We start from the raw sequence: 19,353 nt of genomic DNA, 5'->3' as shown, positions 1-19,353 counted from the left end.
GAGGTATTCGGATGATCACTCTCTTTGAGGTCAATGAGACGAACACGATGATCGAGCAGGAGAAACTCGATGTCCGCACCATCACGATGGGCATCAGCCTCCTGGACTGCTGCGACGCCGACCTGGACACCCTGAACAAAAATATTTACGAGAAGATCACCCGCGTCGCACAGGACCTCGTCTCCACCGGCAGGGAGATCGAGACCGAGTACGGCATCCCCATCGTCAACAAACGCATCTCCGTCACCCCGATCGCACTTGTGGGTGGGCGGGCCTGCACCTGTCCGGAGGACTTCGTGACGATCGCCCGGACCCTCGATAAGGCCGCACGCGACATGCAGGTGAACTTTCTCGGCGGCTACTCGGCCCTCGTCTCCAAGGGGATGACGAAGGCCGATCGCGACCTCATCCACTCCATCCCCGCGGCCCTCGCGTCCACGGAGAGGGTCTGCAGTTCGGTGAATATCGGCTCCACCAGGACCGGGATCAACATGGACGCCGTCAAACTGATGGGGGAGATCGTGAAGGAGACGGCGGAGGCGACGCAGGAGAACAGTTCCCTCGGGTGTGCGAAACTCGTCGTCTTCTGCAACGCTCCCGACGACAACCCCTTCATGGCCGGCGCCTTCCACGGCGTGACCGAGGCTGACGCCGTCATCAACGTCGGCGTCAGCGGGCCGGGCGTCGTCAAGCACGCCCTCGAAAGCGTGCGGGGCGCGAACTTCGAGGTGCTCTGCGAGACCGTGAAGAAGACGGCATTCAAGGTCACCCGCGTCGGCCAGCTGGTCGCGCAGGAGGCCTCGGAGAGGCTCGGCGTCCCCTTCGGCATCGTCGACCTCTCCCTGGCGCCGACCCCTGCCGTCGGGGACAGCGTGGCCGAGATCCTGGAGGAGATGGGGCTTGAGTCTGTCGGCGCGCCGGGGACGACCGCCGCCCTCGCCCTCCTGAACGACCAGGTGAAGAAAGGGGGCGTCATGGCGAGTTCCTTCGTCGGCGGCCTCAGCGGCGCCTTCATCCCGGTCAGCGAGGACCAGGGCATGATCGACGCCGTCAAACGCGGGGCCCTGACGATCGAAAAACTGGAGGCCATGACCTGTGTCTGCTCTGTCGGCCTGGACATGATCGCGGTCCCGGGCGACACGCCCGCGACCACGATCGCCGGCATCATCGCCGACGAGGCGGCGATCGGCATGGTGAACCAGAAGACGACCGCCGTCCGCCTCATCCCGGTCGTCGGGAAGGGCGTCGGGGACACGGTGGAGTTCGGCGGCCTCCTCGGCCATGCGCCCATTCAACCGGTCAACAGGTTCGGCTGTGCGGACTTCGTCAACCGCGGCGGCAGGATCCCCGCGCCCATCCACAGTTTCAAAAATTAAAACTCATTTTTTGCCTCAGGACGCATTGCGATCAGGTCCCTCCCCAGCGCGTACTCCCGCTCCATCTGGTCGGGCCTTTCCGTGACCGGCGGTTTTACTCCCCTCTCGCAGTCTGGTGCGATCATGCACTCCCGCACAGCAAGGTTGGACATCGCCACCGCGTCCGTGAATGAACGGAGTGCCGGCTCGAAGAGTGACGGGTCAGGCATGTTCTGCACGAAGATGAAGGAGACCGGGCAGGAACCGGGAAATGTCGGGGACATATCCATCCCGATGTACGGCACGAGCCGGTCGAGCCATGCCTTTGTCATGGCCGGGACATACCCGAAATAGACCGGTGCTGCAACAACCAGGCCGCCGGACGATTCCATCTTGATCCGGTATCCCCGGAGACGCTTGAGGATCAGATACTCCTGCTCGTTGCGGTTCTGGAAGAAGAAGGGATCGTTCACCTCGAGGACCACATTGTCCCCTGCCTCGATGCGCACCTCCCGGAGAGGTTCGGCCGGCGGGGTGCCGTTGCGGGAGAGAGCCACGATCTTCACCTCGTAGGGCTCCCTGGGGGCGGGCAGGTCTCCGATGGTGCGGCCGAGATACGAGTTCTGCGGGGATACCACTCCCTCCACGAGACGGTGGCGGTGGCGCTCTGTGTCCTGCGGCGAGAGGGTGTTGAGAGGGACGAGGCCGATGGTCGCCCACAGCGCCGGCAGGCCGTCGGTATCGGTGGAAAAGGTGAGGACATCTCCCTCCCGGAGCGTGAGTCCGGGCTCGACGGCGGGCGCCGGCCGACCGCTGCGGCGGACCGAGGCGAGGCGAAAGCCCTCTGCATGCGCCAGGCCCGACGCCTCGAGGGTCTTTCCCCGCAGATACGAGTCAGCGGCGATGAAAAACTCGGCACCGTAGAGCCGCCGCACCGCCTCTTCCCCCTCCTCCTTCTTTCGGCCGGGGAGGAGCCGCGGGCCCGCGAGGACCAGGAAGATGAGACCAACCGCGGCCGCGACCAGGCCCACCGGCGTCGGGAAGAAGATGCTCGCCCTTTCCATGGGAGGGGCTTCCGCCCCCATGGCCGCGATCGCATCGATGATCAGGCCGGCGATGATCAGGTTCGTCGACGTCCCGATGAGCGTCGAGGCCCCGCCGAGGATGGAGGCGTAGCTGAGGGGGAGGTAGAGGCGGGACGCCGCAAGCTGCGTGCTCCGGGCGATATCGCGGACCACCGGGATCATCATGGCCACGAGGGGGGTGTTGTTCAGGAAGGAGCTGCCGAGCGCCACCGGCCCCAGGACACTGACCTGTGCGGCCGTCAGGGTGGCGGGGAGGCCGACGACGCGGTCCGCGATCAGGGTGATGGCCCCGGTGGAGTACATCCCCTCGGCGACCATGAAGAGGACGCCGACGGTGAGGACGCCGGGGTTGGAGAACCCCTTGAGAAGGTCGGTGACCGGGGCGAGACCCAGGGTGATCGCGGCGGTGAGCGCCCCCAGAAAGATCACCGTCGGCGGCAGCCTCGTTGCAAAGAGGAGGAGAAAGGTGACCGCCAGGAGGGCGAGCGTGATCCCGGCGTCGACCGGGAGGGTCACCCGGCCGCCCCCTCCTGCGTCCCGCCAGCCGGATAGGGGTTCGCGGGCCAATAGGGTCTCCCCGGCCAGAGCATCGAAGGATCTCAGACTATCTCGAAAGGTATATATGTTCGCCACCATACACCCGACCCGCGAAAAACGTCCCTATGGAGGCATAACGCCGGGAGAGACCACATTTTCCGTTCCGACCCCGGCAGGTACGGAGGAGTCGAAAAAAAGAGAGCATGGAGGATTTCGTGATGGAATGGTAGACGAAACACTCGTATTCCTTGCCGCCTTCGTGACCGTGCTCTTCCTCTACAGCCTCGTCTCCCGCCGGATCGAGAGGACGGTGATCACCGCGCCGATGGTCTTCGTCGCCGCGGGCCTGCTTCTCGGGACGGGGGGCATCGGTCTCGTCACCCTGACCGTCGAGAGGTCTCTTGTGCTTTTGCTGGCGGAAACCGCGCTGGTGCTCACGCTCTTTTCCGACGCGTCCCGCATCAACATCCATGCCCTGAAAGTGAGCGGCGACCTCCCCGCACGCCTGCTGCTCCTGGGTCTGCCCCTGACCATCATTGCAGGCGTCATTGCCGCGGTGGTGCTGCTCACCGACCTCTCCCTCCTCGAGGCGGCCATCCTCGCCTGCCTCCTCGCACCCACCGACGCGGCGCTCGGCGAGGCGATCGTGACCAGCGACAAGGTGCCCCTGCGGATACGCCAGGCCCTCAATGTGGAGGCAGGCCTCAACGACGGCGCGGTGATCCCGGTGCTCACCATCCTCTGGGCCCTCGCCGTCGGGGAGGAAACATATGCCCTGGGGTCAGGCGACCTGTTCGTCCTCGCTCTCGTCCAGATCGGCATTGCCGTGCTCGTCGGCGGCGCGGTGGGGTATGCCTGCGGGTGGGTGCTGAGCAGGGCGGCGGAGAAGGAATGGATGGCGCACACCTACGAGTGGATCGCGCTCATGGGGATCGCCATCATCGCCTGGGTCCTCGCCGACCTCCTGGGAGGATCGGGTTTCATCGCCGCGTTCGTCGCCGGGTTTGCCACCGGGGCCGTCTACCGGCAGGTCGTGACGTCGCTCATCGTTTTCACCGTGGCCGAAGGGGAGGTGCTCGGCCACCTCGTCTTCTTCATCCTCGGCGTCATCTCCTATCTCCTCTTCGAGCATGTCACCTTCGTCGTGCTCCTCTATGCGGTGCTGAGCCTCACCGTCGTCCGCATGGTCCCTGTCGCCGTCTCCCTCGTCGCCACCCGGCTGAACGCGCGAACGGTGGTGTTTCTGGGGTGGTTCGGCCCCCGCGGCCTCGCCTCCATCGTGCTCATGCTCACGACCCTGGAGGAGGCGGGAGCATTGCCGGGAATGCGGACCCTGGCCGCGGCCGCCGTCGCGACCGTCATGCTGAGCGTGTTTGCCCACGGGATATCGGCCAATCCGGCGATTGCACGGTATAGCCGTCATGCCGGGGCGCTCCACGATGCCGCGCCCGAAAAAGAGGCGGCGGCGGACCTCCCCACCCGGTGGGGCGACGAGGCGACGACGGGTCCTGGCAGATGAGGTGAGATTCCGCGAACGCATCACGAAAGGAAACCGGTCTGCATGCAGGAGGAACTGTCTGGAATCGATCTCCAGCGGATCGGGATCGCGATCGGCGTCTCCCCTGTCATATCCACGCTCATCTCCCTCGGCCCGAACCTCTTGGTCTCTGAAATCAGGAAGACGCGAACATTTCCTCTCGTGAGGGCGCGTGTGCTCAATTTCATCGTCATTCCCGCAGGCGCCATTCTTATTGTCCGGGGATTGGGCCTCGACCCGGAGATCGCCTTCGGCATTCTCCTGATCGGGATGGCCCCGCTCATGCCGCTGTACCCCCTCTTCACCCCCATATACCAGGCACCCACGGCCCCATCCTCTATGCGTCTCTTGTGATGATCTTATCCCTCCCCATGACCCTGTTTCTGGGTCGGGCAGTCAGGATCGCTTCGCCTGTCCTGAATATCGATCTCGTCAACGTGCTGATCTTTGTCGTGGGGTTCCAGACGGTCCCCATCATGATTTCGCAGAACCTGTGCGAGGCCCTGGATCGACCCCGGGCGTAGCATATCTTGTACCCGGATGTGCATTCCCGACAGCGGTCGATGGGGACGGCCTTCCATCTGCAGCACGGCTATATATATGACGCACGGCGATCGCAGGTGGCGAGAGATCCCTCTCCCGGCGTGTGTCGCATGTACAGGGATTTTTTCCGGCATATCGCGCAGGGCCGCAATATTTTTATAAAAATTCCCCCATGGGAAAACCGGATTCTCTGTCCAGGTCGATGCCGGTATGGTCGAAACACTCCCCTTCACTGAATTCATTCTCGTCTTCGGTCAACTTGCCGTGCTCGTCTTCGTCGTCTGCAGCATGCTTGCGATGGGGCTCACCCTGACGGTGCCGCAGATTCTCGCACCTCTGAAGGGCATACGCCTGGTGTTGCTCGCCCTGCTGGCGAACTTCGTCCTCGTCCCTGCCGTCGCTCTCCTGGTCCTCGCCGCTCTTCCCCTCAGCGAGGGACTCACCATCGGGCTGCTGATCGTCGCCCTCTCTGCAGGCGCCCCCTTCCTGCCCAAACTGGCGCAGATCACCAGGGGAGACCCCGCCTTCTCGGTGGGGCTGATGGTGCTCCTCATGGTCGTGACGATCGGCTACCTCCCTCTCGTCCTCCCGCTTGCGCTTACCGGCGTCACGATCAGTGCCTGGGACATCGCACGGTCGCTCATCTTCCTGATGCTCCTCCCCCTGGTCGTCGGCCTCGTTGTCCGGGCGCGCTACGAGGAGATTGCAGAGAGCGTCGCACCGGCAATGTCCCAGGCATCCGGCCTCGCCCTCATCGTCCTCGTCGTCGCGTTCTTCGTGGGCTACTTCGGGGACCTCGTCGGCGTCGTCGGTTCGACCGCCATCATCGCCTCGGTCCTCTTCCTGCTCGCGGCATTCGCCATCGGATACCTCCTCGGGGGGCGGGACGGGGCGACGCGACGGGTGATGGGGCTCGGGACGGCCCAGCGCAACCTCGGAGCGGCGACCGCCGTCGCCGGGCTCAACTTCACCGACCCCGACGTCCTCGTCATGGTCCTCGTGGTGGGGCTGGTCGGGCTCGTGCTGCTGATGGTCATCGGCGGCGAACTGGGCCGGCGAGTTGAAGCGCCCGCTCCTGTGGGTCCCGAGGAGACCCTGGCAAAACGGGCGCCGCCCGGATAAAAAGCGGTTCCGTGTTTCTCCGATTGCATCTTCTCTCAGACCATCCAATTACCAATATAAATACTATCGGATATATCGTGTCCCGATCCAGTGCTGTGATTAAAGCACATTGGGAGGAGGAAATATGGCACACAAATTCAAGGGCACGGTCAATCTCGACATCCGGGATTCGGTGCCTGACTGGGATCCATTCATACAGCCCCTGGGGCCTGAGGGGGCCCCCAACATCCTGATGATCGTCTGGGACGACGTGGGCTACGGGGCAATGGACGTATTCGGAGGGCCTATCGAGACGCCCACCATGCAGCGCATTGCCGATATGGGCATACGGTACAGCAACTTCCATACCACCGCACTCTGTTCGCCCACCCGTTCGTGCCTGCTCACCGGCAGAAACGCCACCAGCAACGACATGGCCTGCATCGTGGAGGGGTCCGCCGGTTTTCCGGGGCTTTCCGCCCGTATTCCCTTCGAGAACGGGTTCATCTCGGAGGTGCTGAACGAACGGGGCTGGAACACCTACGCTGTCGGCAAGTGGCACCTGACCCCGGGAGAAGAGACCGATATGTCCTCGTGGAAGGGTCGATGGCCGCTCGGACGGGGATTCGAGCGTTACTACGGTTTTCTGGGAGGAGAGACAAACCAGTGGTATCCCGATCTCGTCTATGACAATCATCCGATAGAGCAACCGTATCGGCCGGATGAAGGCTACCACCTCTCGAAGGATATAGCCGATAAAGCGATCGAGTTCATCCGCGACTCGAAGACCATCGCTCCAGAGAAACCCTGGTTCATGTACTTCTGCCCTGGGTGCTCTCACGCCCCGCACCACGTCTTCAAGGAGTGGGCCGACCGGTACAGGGGCCGGTTCGATATGGGCTACGAGAAGATCCGCGAGCAGATCCTGGCGAACCAGAAGAAGATGGGGCTGTTGCCGGAAGACACCGAACTTTCGCCCATCAACCCCCACGGCGAGCCCAGAGTTACCGGGCCGGACGGCCAGCCCTGGCCCGCCCTCGACTTCGTACTCCCGTGGGAATCGCTGAGCGATGACGAGAAGAAGCTGTTCATCCGCATGGCAGAGGTGTATGCCGGCTTCGTCACCTATACTGACGATCAGATCGGAAGGATCCTCGATTACCTGGAAGAGTCCGGCCAGCTGGAGAACACCATCATCGTCGTGGTATCAGACAACGGCGCCAGCGCCGAGGGCGGGCCCAGCGGCTCGTTCAACGAGAACAAATTCTTCAACAACGTACCTGATACGGTCGAGGCAAACCTCCCCCATATCGACGAGCTGGGGGGGCCCGGGACCTACAACCACTACTGCAGCGGATGGGCGTGGGCGTTCGACACCCCCTTCCCCTACTGGAAACGGTTCGCCGGCTACGAGGGGGGACTCGCGGACATGTGCCTTGTGGCGTGGCCCCGCGGCATCGCTGCCCGCGGGGAGAACCGTCACCAGTACATCCACGCCGTGGACATCGTCCCCACCCTCTACGAACTGCTGGGAGTCGAGCCGCCGGAGGTGTTGAAGGGCTACACCCAGAACCCCCTCGAGGGGGAGAGTTTCAAGGCCAGTTTTACGGATCCCGATGCGCCCGGGCGGGAGACCCAGTTCTATGCGATGCTCGGCATGAGGGCGATCTATCACCAGGGCTGGCTCGCGAACACCGTTCACCCGCCAATCTCCGGCTGGAGCAACTTCGAACACGATGTCTGGGAACTCTATAACCTGACAGAGGACCGTGCCCAGATGAAAAATCTGGCCGACCTGAATCCGGACATGCTCAAGACGCTCAAGGGGTTGTGGTTCTATTATGCGGGCATCTACCATGGGATGCCTCTCGACGACCGCACCGCCATGGAGATCTTAACATCGCCGCGGCCCCAGCCCTCGAAACCGAGGAACCGCTATGTCTACTACTCGGGCACCGCCGAGGTTCCGGAGTCGGTGGCCGTCAACATCCGCAGGCGATCGTACGCCATCGCCGCCGGCGCCGTTATCGACGGTCCGGACGCCCGGGGTGTGCTCTTCGCCCACGGCGGAGTGGCCGGCGGCCACAGCCTGTACATCGCAGACGGGCGCCTGCACTATGTCTACAACTGGCTCGGGGACGCCATCCAGAAGATCTCCTCGGAAGGCGCCGTGCCCGCCGGGAGGCACGTCTTCACCGCGGAGTTCGCCAGGGACGGGGAGGATGCGGAGACAAAGAGTACGATGGGCACCCTCACCCTGTATGTGGACATGAAGAAGGTGGGAGAAGGAAGGATCAAGACTCAGCCCGGATACTTCTCCCTCACCGGCGACGGCCTCTGCGTCGGCCGCGACAGCGGGTCCCCGGTATCGCCGGATTATGCCGCACCGTTTGCCTTCACCGGCGGAACCATCGAGCGGGTGGTGGTGGACGTGAGCGGAGAACCCTACATCGACTTCGAGAAGGAGGTCACGGCCTGGGTGATGCGGGATTAGAATGCAAACCGTTGGGGTCGCGCCCCTCTCCTGCAGGAGAGGTCGCGCGATCCCGATACAGGCACCTCACCTTTATCTCTCGCAAGGACACTGATCCGGGCGAAGGAGGGACGGGGTTTAACCCCGGTCCCTCTCGTAAAAACGGAGGGGACCGAGTGAGCGGATATGACGGCGGGACGCCACCCGCCTTCCATGTCATGGCGAAACCGACGGGCGCACGGTGCAATCTCGACTGTGCCTACTGCTTCTTTCTGAAGAAGGAAGGGCTGTACCCGGGCAGCGACTTCAGGATGACCGACGAGGTGATGGAGCGGTTCATCCGCCAGACCATCGAGGGCCACCGCGTCCCCCGCGTCACGATCGCCTGGCAGGGAGGGGAGCCGACCCTGATGGGCCTGGACTTCTTCCGGCGCTCCGTTGAGGTGCAGAAGAAGTATGCCGACCCGGACACCCGTATCGAGAACACCTTCCAGACGAACGGCATCCTCCTGGACGATGCGTGGTGCCGGTTCTTCCGCGACAACACTTTTCTCGTCGGCCTGAGCATGGACGGCCCCCGCGACCTCCACGACGTCTACCGGCGGGACAGGGGGGGCCGCGGCACCTTCGACCGCGTCCTACGGGCCGCCCGTCTCCTCCAGAAGCACCATGTCGCGTTCAACATCCTCTGCACGGTCAACCGCACGAATGCCGACCGTCCGCTGGAGGTGTACCGCTTCTTCCGCGACGAACTCCGCACGCCCTATGTCCAGTTCATCCCCATCGTGGAACGGGAGAACGAGACCGGGTTCCAGGAGGGGACCACGGTCACCGACCGCTCCGTCCGTCCCGCCCAGTGGGGCCGGTTCCTCGTCGCGATCTTCGACGAGTGGGTCAGGCGGGACGTGGGCCGGATGTTTGTCCTGAACTTCGACGGGGCTCTCGCGGGCTGGCTCGGGATGGCCGGGACGGTCTGCGTCTTCGGCCCTACGTGCGGCCTCGGGGTGGCGCTCGAGCACAACGGGGACCTGTACTCCTGCGACCACTTCGTCGAACCCGACCACTACCTCGGCACCATTCTCACGACGCCGGTGGCCGACCTGGTGAACTCGGAGAAGCAGCGGCAGTTCGGTCTGGCCAAGCGTGATACCCTTCCCCGGTACTGCCGGGCGTGCGAGTTCCTCACGGTCTGCAACGGGGAGTGCCCGAAGAACCGCTTCGTCGAGACGCCCGACGGAGAGGCCGGGTTGAACTATCTCTGCAAGGGTTACAGGGATTTTTTTGCGCATGCAGACCCGTATATGAGGATCATGGCCGACCTGATCCGGAAAGGCAGATCAGCAGGGGAGATTATGAGGATGATGGGAAAGGGCAAATATAGGATGCGAAAGCGCCCGTGAAGCAGGATCGGCACGACCTATCTTCTGGGAGAAGTGTTCTTTCAGATCAGCGATGCCACGTCCATCCCATATCTTTTTGATTATTATAAAAATATAAATATTGTATAAATAATACCGGGCCGCCAGATCCTCAAGGAGGAACATATGGCAAAAGAACATCCAAATATCCTCATTCTCTGGGGGGATGATATTGGCTGGTGGAACATCAGTTACAACAACCGGGGCCAGATGGGCTACCGGACACCCAACATCGACCGCATCGCCAACGAGGGCATCGCCTTCACCGACTACTACGGCCAGCAGAGTTGCACCGCAGGGCGGGCCGCCTTCATCACCGGCCAGAACCCGATCCGGACGGGGCTGACCAAGGTTGGGATGCCCGGGGCTGATGTCGGCCTCCAGAAGGAGGACCCGACCATCGCGGAACTCGTAAAAACGCTGGGGTATGTCACGGGCCAGTTCGGAAAGAACCACCTCGGCGACAAGGACGAGTTCCTGCCGACGATGCACGGGTTCGATGAATTCTTCGGCAACCTCTATCACCTGAATGCCGAGGAGGAGCCGGAAGAACCGGACTATCCAAAGAACCCGGCATTTCAAGAGCGTTTCGGGCCGAGAGGCGTCCTTCACACCGTGTCGGACGGTCAGGGCGGGCAGACGGTCGAGGATACGGGGCTCCTCACGAAGAAGCGCATGGAGACGATCGACGAGGAGATAACCGACCATGCCCTTGAGTTCATCGAAAGAGCGCACAAAAACGGGAAGCCGTTCTTCGTCTGGTACAATACCACGGCCATGCATTTCCGGACCCACTGTGCCGAAAAACACGAAGGCAAGAGCGGCCAGGGGTTCTACAACGACGTGATGGTGGCCCACGACGAGAACATCGGGCGGATGCTTGACAAACTGGACGAGCTTGGTATCGCAGACACCACCATCGTGATGTACTCGACCGACAACGGGCCGCACTTCAACAGCTGGCCGGACGCTGCGATCACCCCGTTCAGGTCAGAAAAGAACACGAACTGGGAGGGGGGATGGCGCGTCCCGGCGTTTGTGCGCTGGCCCGGCACGTTCAAGGCCGGAACGGTGCTCAACGGGATAGTCGCCCACCAGGACTGGCTGCCGACGCTCCTGGCGGCCGCCGGCGACCCGGCGATCAAGGAGAAACTCCTCGCAGGGCATCAGGCCGGGTCGAAGACCTTCAGGGTGCATATCGACGGGTACAATATGCTCCCGTACCTGACAGGAGACGTCGCGGAGAGTCCGCGCGAGACCTTCTTCTATATCAGCGACGACGGCGATATCCTCGGCATCCGGCACAAGGACTGGAAGGTCGTGCTGATGGAACAGCGGGCAAAGCAACTCGCAACTTGGATGGAACCGTTCGTGCCGCTCCGGATCCCGAAGATGTTCAACCTGCGGCGGGACCCGTTCGAGCGGGCCGACGAGAACTCGAACACCTACTACGACTGGATGATCTCCCATGCATACCTGGTCTATGGCATGCAGGCGCTCGTCGCAGCGGAGATCGAGGCATTTACAAAGTTCCCTCCGCGCCAGAAGCCGGCCGCGTTCAATCTGGACGCCGTGATGCGACATCTCGAGGAGATGGGGAGCAGTAAACTTCATTGAATTCCTTTTTTCATGCGGCCGGGAGTTCCCGCACGTCTGGCTGAGGAAAGAAGGAACCGCGTCAGTGTATCCATGCCCCGGCTACCGATTGCCGGCCCGGGGCCGATGACCGTGTTTCCTCCTCTGAATCGATGAGATCGTATCCGCCGGGATGGGATGATCACTCGTTTATTCTCTTCTCTTCGCCCTCCGGCGTATGGAGGACGATATCCGATGCCGGCCCTGAGATGACGCCTCTCTCGAATATCCGCCTGTAGATCGCCGTGTTTAACTGGTCCACCACGATCCGGGTATCGACGTAGTCCTCTATCCAGCACCTGGCCCGGATCAGCACCCCGGTCTCCCGGAACTCCCATAGCAGCACCTGAATCGGCCTATCCCTCACCACCCAGTCCTGCTCCTCCACGGCCTCCCGTATCATCTGCCGGACGGATTCGATATCCGCACCATATGCCACGGCCACGTCCGTTTCGACCCGAAAGAACGTGTTGGGGATAGAGTAGTTCGTGACGAGGTTCTTGCCGATGAGAGAGTTGGGGATCGTGACCATACGTTTATCCCGGGTGAGGATTCGCGTTGACCGCCAGCCGACCTCCTGGACATCGCCCCAGGTGTTCAGTTCCTGGATCTCGATACGGTCGCCCGGCCGGAAGGGCTGGTCGACTCTGATCACGAGTCCGGTGATGACGTCGTTGATGATGTTCTCGGCGGCAAGTCCCACGACCAGCGTCGTCACGCCGAGTGCGGCGAGGCTCGTCGTGAGGGCTGTCCCGGTGATCCCGAAGAAGTCCATGAGGATGATGAAGGCCAGTGCGAAGATGATGATATACAGGATGTATTTTATGGGAGGCACGACTTTCTCGTGGGTCGTTCCCTCGAACCCGGGAGCGAGTGTGCCCAGGTACCAATCGGCAGTGGCAGAGATGAGGCGTACCGCAAAGTACATTCCCAGGACCCAGTAGAGGAGGAAGAAGATAGATTCGAAGAAGAGAAGATCCGGTGCGACGACCCGGAAGACCTGGTGCAGGCCGAAGATAATGATGAACAGATAGACGAACCGTTCGATAAGCGAGAGCATCTGCCGGCTCGGTGCCAGACGCGGTTTTCGGAGCGCCGGCCAGAACCACCGACGCATAATGACCCGGGCGGCGACGACGGCGACGCCGGTCACGAAAAGAATGATAAAGGCTTCTGCCAGCTGGGCACCGACACCTGTGATAGAGTCTGGAGTCACGTTCATCTCAATCGTCCCTCCGGCTCGTTCCCGATCGTGGCTCTGGCGTCTGGTATCACCCCGCACATGGCAGTGCCGCCTCCACGAGGTCAGCGTTCCGGCAGATCGAGCGCCGGTCCTCGTCGATCAGGCTGCTCGTCCGAACCTCATCCCGGATGAGTGAGACCTGGCGGCGTAGGGTCTGGCAGGGGCCGGGGGAGGTGACCTCCGTGCCGACAGCCGCAATCACGTCGAGCATGTGACGGAGAACCGGGGCGCTGTCCCGCCCTGCATGCCGGAGGGTGTCGAAGGACTCGCTGACGAGTTCGCCAAAGGTCACGGGCTCGGTCACGAGGCGGAGACGGCCGTAACGGTCATGATAGCGGGAGGTCGGTTCGCCCTGCCTGAGGTACAGTGCCAGGCCTTCGCCGAGATAATCCAGACACATCATCGCCGTGTAGGAATCGTTGTCCGACATCGCCCGCAGCGCAGTCTCCGTGAGCAGGGTGACGGCATAGACGACGTCCTGCGCGGGCGAACGCTGGTCTCCGATGTGGATAGCGTGCTGCACCTCTCTATCGAGCCCCGTGTCCACCTTTCCGGCTCGCCGGACGAGGGCAAGGACGACCCCGCGCCCGACGAAGTGGCCGGTCTTTATCCGCAGTTCGATGACGGCGTCCTTCCCGTTCGCAACCGCCAGAAGGTGGTCGTGATCGATGAACCGGATATAGCCTGCCTTCATCGCCCGTACCGGGTGGCCGCCGGCCTCCGCCATGAGATCCGGCGATCCCCCGTCCGGCCCGCTCCACGGCTCTTCCTGAGCCAGGGAGCAGATCGCGTCCTGCAGCTCCGTTCCTGCCTTCCCCACGATCGTGGGAGCCTGGATCATGGTGCTGAGATGCTGGGCGAGCAGGATCAATGAGGCGAAGGATACGAGCAGCAGGAGCACCGCTGCGGTCAGGGTGAGCTGCGGGATCTGCCAGCCTTCCTCCTCCAGAGGAAGAGACTCGGCGACGGCCCAGCAGTAGACGACCGTGCTCACGAACATGCCCAGGACGAACTGCGTCGTGCGATCGCCCATGAAAAGCCGGATCAATCGGGAGCCGTACTGGGACGCCATCGTGGAGAGCGGCAGAGTGAGCAGGGTGAAGACCACGCCTGCGGTGAGGAGAATGGTCGTGCCCAGGTTGATCAGGAACATGCGTGTCTCGGAAACGCCGCCCTTCAGGACGAGACGGCTGATCGCAGTAAAGTCATAGGGGATACGGGCGTCCACCCAGAGCAGGATCCCGGCGAGGATGATCGCGCCTGCCGACATCAGCAGGGGAGTGAACCAGAAATTCACCCGTATCCGATCCCGGGTGTACCGGATCCGGGCCCGCCGTATCTTCGCGTTGCTCATGCGGCACCAGCGTTTAGTGCACCTCGCCGTTTACCGCATCGGGCGGATTGCGGAGGTTCAGGACGAGCAGGTGGACGCTGACAGCCAGCACCCATGCCGGGAAGATCAGGAGCACCCACAGGGAGAAACCGATGCTCAGCAGCAGCACCAGGGCCAGCGCATAGGTTACGAGAGCCCAGGCGCGGTGCATCACCCCGGTGCGGAGCCAGATCGTCCCCAGGGAGATCATGAACACGCCCGCCATGCGGATGGCGTAGAGGTTGAGAACCTGATAGATCATCGTCCTGCCATAGAGGAAGACGCCGCTCTCTATCACGGTGCTCGAAAGGAGGGCATAACTGCTCAGAAGCCCTCCCACGAATGCCGCTGCGATAAACGTGAGGGTCAGGAAGAGAAGGCCGCCACCAAGGAATACCGTGGAGAAGAACCGGTCCTCGACATCGCCGAGTTGATCCCGGATCACGCCGATGAACCAGAGAAAGGCGATCCCGGAGAACGGGACCATGATCAGTGCAAATTCAACCGTTTTTGCGTGAGTTCGCACCCATTCATAATCGGCGAGAGCATAGGGAGGGATCGAGAGGACCATGAGTACCAGGGATGAACCGTACAGGACGGCAAAAATGATGCCGGCGATCGCTGCAGAGCGGGGTGCTTTGATCGAATGCCCGGGCGGGATGACCGGTTTTTCGGAGACTGTGTCGAGCAGTTTCGGCATATCCGTTCACCCCTGTCTTCAGCCGGTTCAGTAATGACCATTGTATATATTCTTTCTTCAATGTCGCCGAAATCATGCTCCACGGCCCAGAGTCGATATGTTTCGATCTGCCGGGAAGGGAGTCTCACACACATGCGGGTGTCTGCTCCACACATCTATATGATAGGTACGAGTCCAGCACCAGAAACGGAGTGCTGCTATCGGGTGTATCATAACCGTCCAGGTATGTGATCCGTTCTAGCACCATTGTATCATGCTGTAGCGTCGTCGTTGGAGTTCTGATCCGTTCGGCGATGAATAGCCGTGAGACTCGCAAAATAGAGGGGAAGAGGATCATCCGATCTTCTGGTTGTTCTCCGGGTTCATGTAGATGGGGTCACGCGGGTCGCAGGCGACTCCCTTCTCCGCAGTCGGGAACGGGAAGGACTCGTAGAGCGACGTGAAGATGTACTCGAAGAGCTTGTCGGCCGCCTTGACCGGGTCCACGACGACATACCAGTCGATCTCCCTGTCCGAATCAGGGACTCCTACCGTCACCTTGACGAAGAGGGTCTCGGCAGCAAGTTTGCCCGCCGTCTGCGTCACATACGACGCACCGAAACCGAACACCTCCTCCACGTACTTCTGGAGGGCTTTGCCCACCATTGCATCCTCCATGAGGGTGTTCACGCCCGGAACCGAGAGTTTGCCCTCGGGCATCAGGTCCTCGAGCATCCTGGCCGCCGACGAGTTCAGGAGTCTGGAGACGCCGGACGACGGGTCGTTGATCTTGTCCTTGAGGAAGCCTCCGAACTTGTTCTTGAAGAACTCAAGCGAGATGTCGGAGAACGATGAGACAATCGCATTATACAGGCTGCGTTTCCCGTTCTCGTCGAGATCGAAGGTGTAGTGGCGCACCAGGTTGAAGACGCAGAGCCCCGCGATAACCTGGGCGAGTTTCTTCGGATTCGCCTTCTGGATATCCTCGAAGCACGACTTGGTGTAGTTCTCGATCATCTCGGAGATATGCTGGCCCACCTTTACCTCTTTCCAGTTCACCCCGTTGCCCATGAAGAGGTCGGCCGAGAGCTCGCCGATCAGTTCGACGGTGAGCTCCTTCGTCGGCGTGAGAATCGCCTCGCCTGCCGCCCCCGTATAGACGGTTGCAAGGTACGAGAACGCCTGGTCGCCGAACCATTTGACGATGGAGAGATAGGTAATCCAGCTGTCCATGGAACTGGCAGTCTGCATGAAGTCTGCCGATTCCTGCGTGTGGTACACGATCGAGTCGTAGACGATCTTCTTGCTGATCAGGCGAAGCTCGTCGGCAGAGAGGTCCTTTGCGTTTTCTCTGAGGAAAAGGGCGACATCGGCATTGATGCCGAACTTCTGGATCCTCTTCTTCAGGAGGGCAAGTTCGGTCTCGCGGTCGCTGCGTACTCCAAGCTGGTCTCCGATAAGGCGGACCGGAAGATCGAGTTCATAGGTCGTGTCGCCGTACTCGCAGGCGATCGGGAGGGTCAGGTAATAGGGGTTGTTCTTCGCCTCACCGATCTGCTGGGACGGAACGAAGAGGTACGTCTTGTCGGTGTTGTCCTGCCTCTTTTCAATGGCGTATTTGAACTTCCTGACAAGGACCTCAGTCCGCTGCTCCGTCCCCTTCATCTCGCCGAACTCGGGCGTGTACTCCGCTCCTTCCAGGAGTTTTACCACGTCTTTGCCGTTCTCAGTCGTCCTGACGGCGAGATTGACAGCAAAACTCGTTTTTGCAACGTCGTCTTCTTCCGTGTCCTGGTCGTCGTACGCCGCAAACTGCGCATGCCCTTCTTTATCGTAGACGACACCGGTGACGCTGATGCCTTCGGGGTAGAAGTTTACCGTGAAGCTCTCTTCGACAGTCTCGTCGTCGGCGCGGGTGGCGATGACCCGTACAATGAAACTCTGTACCTGGGCGCCCACCTCGGGGAGGGGACTCGTGTTGACGATCTTTGCCGTGTAGTGCGTCTCGTCGACCTTTTCCAGGGAACTCGAAAGCGGCGCCTCGTCGAGCTGCGTGATCGTGATATCCTTCGGCGGCTCCAGGAAGTCGACGAGTTCGACCTCGACGTCGTATGTCTTCCCGTCGCCGTAGAGGACGTTCAGCCGCATGTCCATGGACTTCCCCTGTTCGGGGAATCTGAGCGTCGGTTCTCCGATTATGTGGAAATGGATGTTGTTCGTAAAAGATCCGCCTTTTCCGGTGTACGATACCCTGACGATACCCTCTTCGGCCTGCTCGTATTCGTCCGCGGAGACGGAAGCCGCCATATAGCCGCCGGTGAGCGTCTGGTCTTCGACACGAAGCCCGCCTCCGGAGGTTATCGATAATGCCGCGGTGAGGTCGTCTCTTTCGATCACCTCTCCCTCTGCCGTGGTCTCGACCATCTGGGCATAGAGTGTCTCGGGTTTCTCGCCGCGGACGATGATGTCGCCGAAGTCTTTTCGGACCCGCATTTTGTAGGTGCTTGTGCGCTCCGTCTCACTGCTCCCCTGACCGCCTGCCGCGGCTGCAGCGCCTGCAAGGGCGGCGCCCGCGGAGAAGATCCCGGCGACGACCACGAGCGGTATGCCGTAGTCGGTCTCGCCGGCACCTCCCGCAGGAGTGTTAAGGGAAAACGTGCCGGCCCCGTAGCCGCCGAAAACCTCGTCATAGTTCCCGACAATGAGCTTTGCTTTTGCGTTTGCCGCGTCGTTGACGACTGAGTCCAGGAACGTCATCGCGTCGGCAAGCGCCCTGTCCATCTCGGAGATTGCTGTGTTCACCTGACTCTCAGAAGGATAGGGATAACTCGACAGCACTCTGCCCATCGTGTGGGTGTAGTCGAAATTGCCGTTTATTTTAAAGTAAGCAAGCCCCGAACCCGCCGGATAGAAATCTTCCCTGATGACGTAGTAGGTGAAGGTATTGCTCCGGTGGTTGTCTGTCCGTATCCCTCCGGCCTTCCAGTTGGTGTCGTCCCTTATCTCGAGCACCCCGACAACGCGATGCCCGTTTATCGTTTTGTCGACGTACTCTATCTTCGCGCTGGAGCCTTTCACCGAATTTTGCAGGTCTGTCTTAAGATACGACGCAAAGTCGCTGACGGTTTTGTATTTCTGATTGAGACCGAAGTTCGTTATGATATACTGGCTGCCGGTAACTTTGCCCGTGCCCTGCACTTCATCGACGGAAAGGTCGCCGTATGTGTACTTGGAGACGTCTTTTGGGAGACTCGAGACATCCACCCTCCCGGCCTGGGGTTCGATCTTTCCCAGGTTGCCGACGATCAGCAGAGTGTTCTCGGTTGCAAGAAGCTTGTCTGTCCCTTTCTTGTAGACTTCAATCGGCATTTCGACAACATATTCGTCTCCTTCCATGCTGTGGACGTACTTGGGGGCCAGTTTGTAGTCGTACGCGTTCGTATCGCTGAGCGAATAGCTTGCAGCCGCGGTCCCGGAGAGGAGTGCGACCGCACAGATGACGACCAGAATGTGTGCCGTCAGCCTCATGCCGCAACACCTCCCTTCCTTTCACCGGCATACATGAGAAGGACGCCGACGACCAGAAAGATGAATCCGGCAATGTAGCAGATATAGCCGCCCACGACCGAGAGGACAACGCCGAGAGCAAATCCTCCTGCCCATCCTGCCATGACTCTCGTAAGATGTCCGGAATCGGTCTTGCCGTCCCGGGCAAAGACCGCAGCAAAGACTTTTCGTACGCAGCCCGACCTGGTCATCAGCGAACGGGTTGCGATGAGAAACGCAACGACACCCACCATGCAGTTCAGGATCGTCGATGTTCCGGCCAGGAAGTTGTAGATGAAAAGCGCTGCCCCGCCGCCGATGAGAAGGGGCGAAACAGATGCCAGATCCCATTTCCCTCCGGAGAAGTGTGCAAAAAGAGAGCGGATGCCCGAAAAGATCTCGTCCCCGGAGATCCCTCCGACGATGATGAGCGTCACGAAGTAGGCGATCAGGCCTTTCCCGACGAGGCCGCCGATAAATCCGGGAATGCCGCCGGTCAGTCCTCCCTGCGCAAAGGTCACAAAGGAGAGGGACTGGACAGGTGCAGGATTAATCCCCACTGCCGGGAGGAGGGAGAGGATCAGCCAGATTAGAGCCATGATTCCCGCAACAGTCAGCAGTTTTCTGTCGTGCAGGGCCTCTTTGAACCCGTCGATTCTGGTCTGCGCACACTTTTTCATAACCTCGCCCGGAGAGTGCGTAATCGTGATCTCCGCTCTGTCGTCCGTCGCACTGCAGACACACAACTCGCCGGAGAGCACGCATTCGCCCGCTTCCGCCGCTGCGTAGGTATCTCCATCCCGAGAAGAAACGCCGTTATCCGCACCTC

At 61.2% G+C, this 19,353-nt stretch carries 13 protein-coding genes; 7 read left to right on the top strand and 6 right to left on the bottom strand.

Going from position 1 to position 19,353, the window contains the following annotated elements; translation table 11 throughout:
- Positions 1 to 11: 11 nt before the first annotated feature.
- Positions 12 to 1,376, top strand: a complete 1,365-nt coding sequence (locus tag MEFOE_RS09565) for a PFL family protein (protein ID WP_067051505.1) — start codon at positions 12 to 14, stop codon at positions 1,374 to 1,376.
- Here MEFOE_RS09565 and MEFOE_RS09560 read toward each other — a convergent pair.
- Positions 1,373 to 2,956 (bottom strand): SLC13 family permease, encoded by a 1,584-nt coding sequence (locus tag MEFOE_RS09560; protein ID WP_067051503.1) that lies wholly within the window; start codon positions 2,954 to 2,956, stop codon positions 1,373 to 1,375. The two genes, MEFOE_RS09565 and MEFOE_RS09560, sit on opposite strands and share 4 nt — an antisense overlap.
- A gap of 244 nt (positions 2,957 to 3,200) precedes the next feature.
- Here MEFOE_RS09560 and MEFOE_RS09555 point away from each other — a divergent pair, with 244 nt between their 5' ends.
- The 6 genes from MEFOE_RS09555 (at position 3,201) to MEFOE_RS09530 (ending at position 11,666) form a co-directional block, all read left to right on the top strand.
- Positions 3,201 to 4,496, top strand: a complete 1,296-nt coding sequence (locus tag MEFOE_RS09555) for a cation:proton antiporter domain-containing protein (protein WP_067051501.1) — start codon at positions 3,201 to 3,203, stop codon at positions 4,494 to 4,496.
- A 42-nt stretch (positions 4,497 to 4,538) separates the two neighbouring features.
- Positions 4,539 to 4,868 carry a hypothetical protein gene (locus MEFOE_RS09550; protein WP_067051500.1) on the top strand — a complete coding sequence of 110 codons (330 nt, stop codon included), beginning with the start codon at positions 4,539 to 4,541 and terminating at the stop codon, positions 4,866 to 4,868.
- Between the two features lie 399 nt (positions 4,869 to 5,267).
- The gene (locus MEFOE_RS09545; protein WP_067051499.1) at positions 5,268 to 6,179 is read left to right on the top strand and encodes a bile acid:sodium symporter family protein; all 912 of its coding nucleotides are present in this window, start codon (positions 5,268 to 5,270) and stop codon (positions 6,177 to 6,179) included.
- Between the two features lie 124 nt (positions 6,180 to 6,303).
- Positions 6,304 to 8,652, top strand: a complete 2,349-nt coding sequence (locus tag MEFOE_RS09540; protein WP_067051497.1) for an arylsulfatase — start codon at positions 6,304 to 6,306, stop codon at positions 8,650 to 8,652.
- Positions 8,653 to 8,807: 155 nt separating this feature from the next.
- Positions 8,808 to 10,031, top strand: coding sequence for an anaerobic sulfatase maturase (locus tag MEFOE_RS09535; RefSeq protein ID WP_201785187.1), 1,224 nt, complete (start codon positions 8,808 to 8,810; stop codon positions 10,029 to 10,031).
- Positions 10,032 to 10,175: 144 nt separating this feature from the next.
- The gene (locus tag MEFOE_RS09530; protein ID WP_067051494.1) at positions 10,176 to 11,666 is read left to right on the top strand and encodes an arylsulfatase; all 1,491 of its coding nucleotides are present in this window, start codon (positions 10,176 to 10,178) and stop codon (positions 11,664 to 11,666) included.
- Positions 11,667 to 11,826: 160 nt separating this feature from the next.
- Here the strand turns inward: MEFOE_RS09530 and MEFOE_RS09525 are convergent, their stop codons facing one another.
- From MEFOE_RS09525 to MEFOE_RS09505, 5 genes are all read right to left on the bottom strand, one after another.
- Positions 11,827 to 12,906 (bottom strand): mechanosensitive ion channel family protein, encoded by a 1,080-nt coding sequence (locus MEFOE_RS09525; RefSeq protein ID WP_067051492.1) that lies wholly within the window; start codon positions 12,904 to 12,906, stop codon positions 11,827 to 11,829.
- Between the two features lie 49 nt (positions 12,907 to 12,955).
- The gene (locus tag MEFOE_RS09520; protein ID WP_083523411.1) at positions 12,956 to 14,281 is read right to left on the bottom strand and encodes a DUF2254 domain-containing protein; all 1,326 of its coding nucleotides are present in this window, start codon (positions 14,279 to 14,281) and stop codon (positions 12,956 to 12,958) included.
- A gap of 13 nt (positions 14,282 to 14,294) precedes the next feature.
- A complete protein-coding gene (locus MEFOE_RS09515) occupies positions 14,295 to 14,999 on the bottom strand; it encodes a hypothetical protein (protein ID WP_067051488.1) in 705 nt (234 codons plus the stop codon).
- Between the two features lie 333 nt (positions 15,000 to 15,332).
- A complete protein-coding gene (locus MEFOE_RS09510; RefSeq protein WP_067051485.1) occupies positions 15,333 to 18,506 on the bottom strand; it encodes a hypothetical protein in 3,174 nt (1,057 codons plus the stop codon).
- Positions 18,503 to 19,204, bottom strand: coding sequence for a hypothetical protein (locus MEFOE_RS09505; protein WP_235809602.1), 702 nt, complete (start codon positions 19,202 to 19,204; stop codon positions 18,503 to 18,505). Before MEFOE_RS09505 ends, MEFOE_RS09510 begins: the two co-directional genes overlap by 4 nt.
- Positions 19,205 to 19,353 lie beyond the last annotated feature (149 nt).

This window comes from Methanofollis ethanolicus (assembly GCF_001571385.1).
Lineage (GTDB): Archaea > Halobacteriota > Methanomicrobia > Methanomicrobiales > Methanofollaceae > Methanofollis > Methanofollis ethanolicus.
Note: the sequence above shows the minus strand (reverse complement) of the source record. Positions and strands in the feature narration are given on the sequence as shown.

Bases quoted from the DNA above. Each gene is read 5' to 3' on its own strand.
- MEFOE_RS09525 (WP_067051492.1), bottom strand. From the start codon at position 12,906: ATGAACGTGACTCCAGACTCTATCACAGGTGTCGGTGCCCAGCTGGCA.
- MEFOE_RS09565 (WP_067051505.1), top strand. From the start codon at position 12: ATGATCACTCTCTTTGAGGTCAATGAGACGAACACGATGATCGAGCAG.
- MEFOE_RS09515 (WP_067051488.1), bottom strand. From the start codon at position 14,999: ATGCCGAAACTGCTCGACACAGTCTCCGAAAAACCGGTCATCCCGCCC.
- MEFOE_RS09530 (WP_067051494.1), top strand. From the start codon at position 10,176: ATGGCAAAAGAACATCCAAATATCCTCATTCTCTGGGGGGATGATATT.
- MEFOE_RS09505 (WP_235809602.1), bottom strand. From the start codon at position 19,204: ATGAAAAAGTGTGCGCAGACCAGAATCGACGGGTTCAAAGAGGCCCTG.
- MEFOE_RS09555 (WP_067051501.1), top strand. From the start codon at position 3,201: ATGGTAGACGAAACACTCGTATTCCTTGCCGCCTTCGTGACCGTGCTC.
- MEFOE_RS09550 (WP_067051500.1), top strand. From the start codon at position 4,539: ATGCAGGAGGAACTGTCTGGAATCGATCTCCAGCGGATCGGGATCGCG.
- MEFOE_RS09520 (WP_083523411.1), bottom strand. From the start codon at position 14,281: ATGAGCAACGCGAAGATACGGCGGGCCCGGATCCGGTACACCCGGGAT.
- MEFOE_RS09545 (WP_067051499.1), top strand. From the start codon at position 5,268: ATGGTCGAAACACTCCCCTTCACTGAATTCATTCTCGTCTTCGGTCAA.
- MEFOE_RS09510 (WP_067051485.1), bottom strand. From the start codon at position 18,506: ATGAGGCTGACGGCACACATTCTGGTCGTCATCTGTGCGGTCGCACTC.
- MEFOE_RS09540 (WP_067051497.1), top strand. From the start codon at position 6,304: ATGGCACACAAATTCAAGGGCACGGTCAATCTCGACATCCGGGATTCG.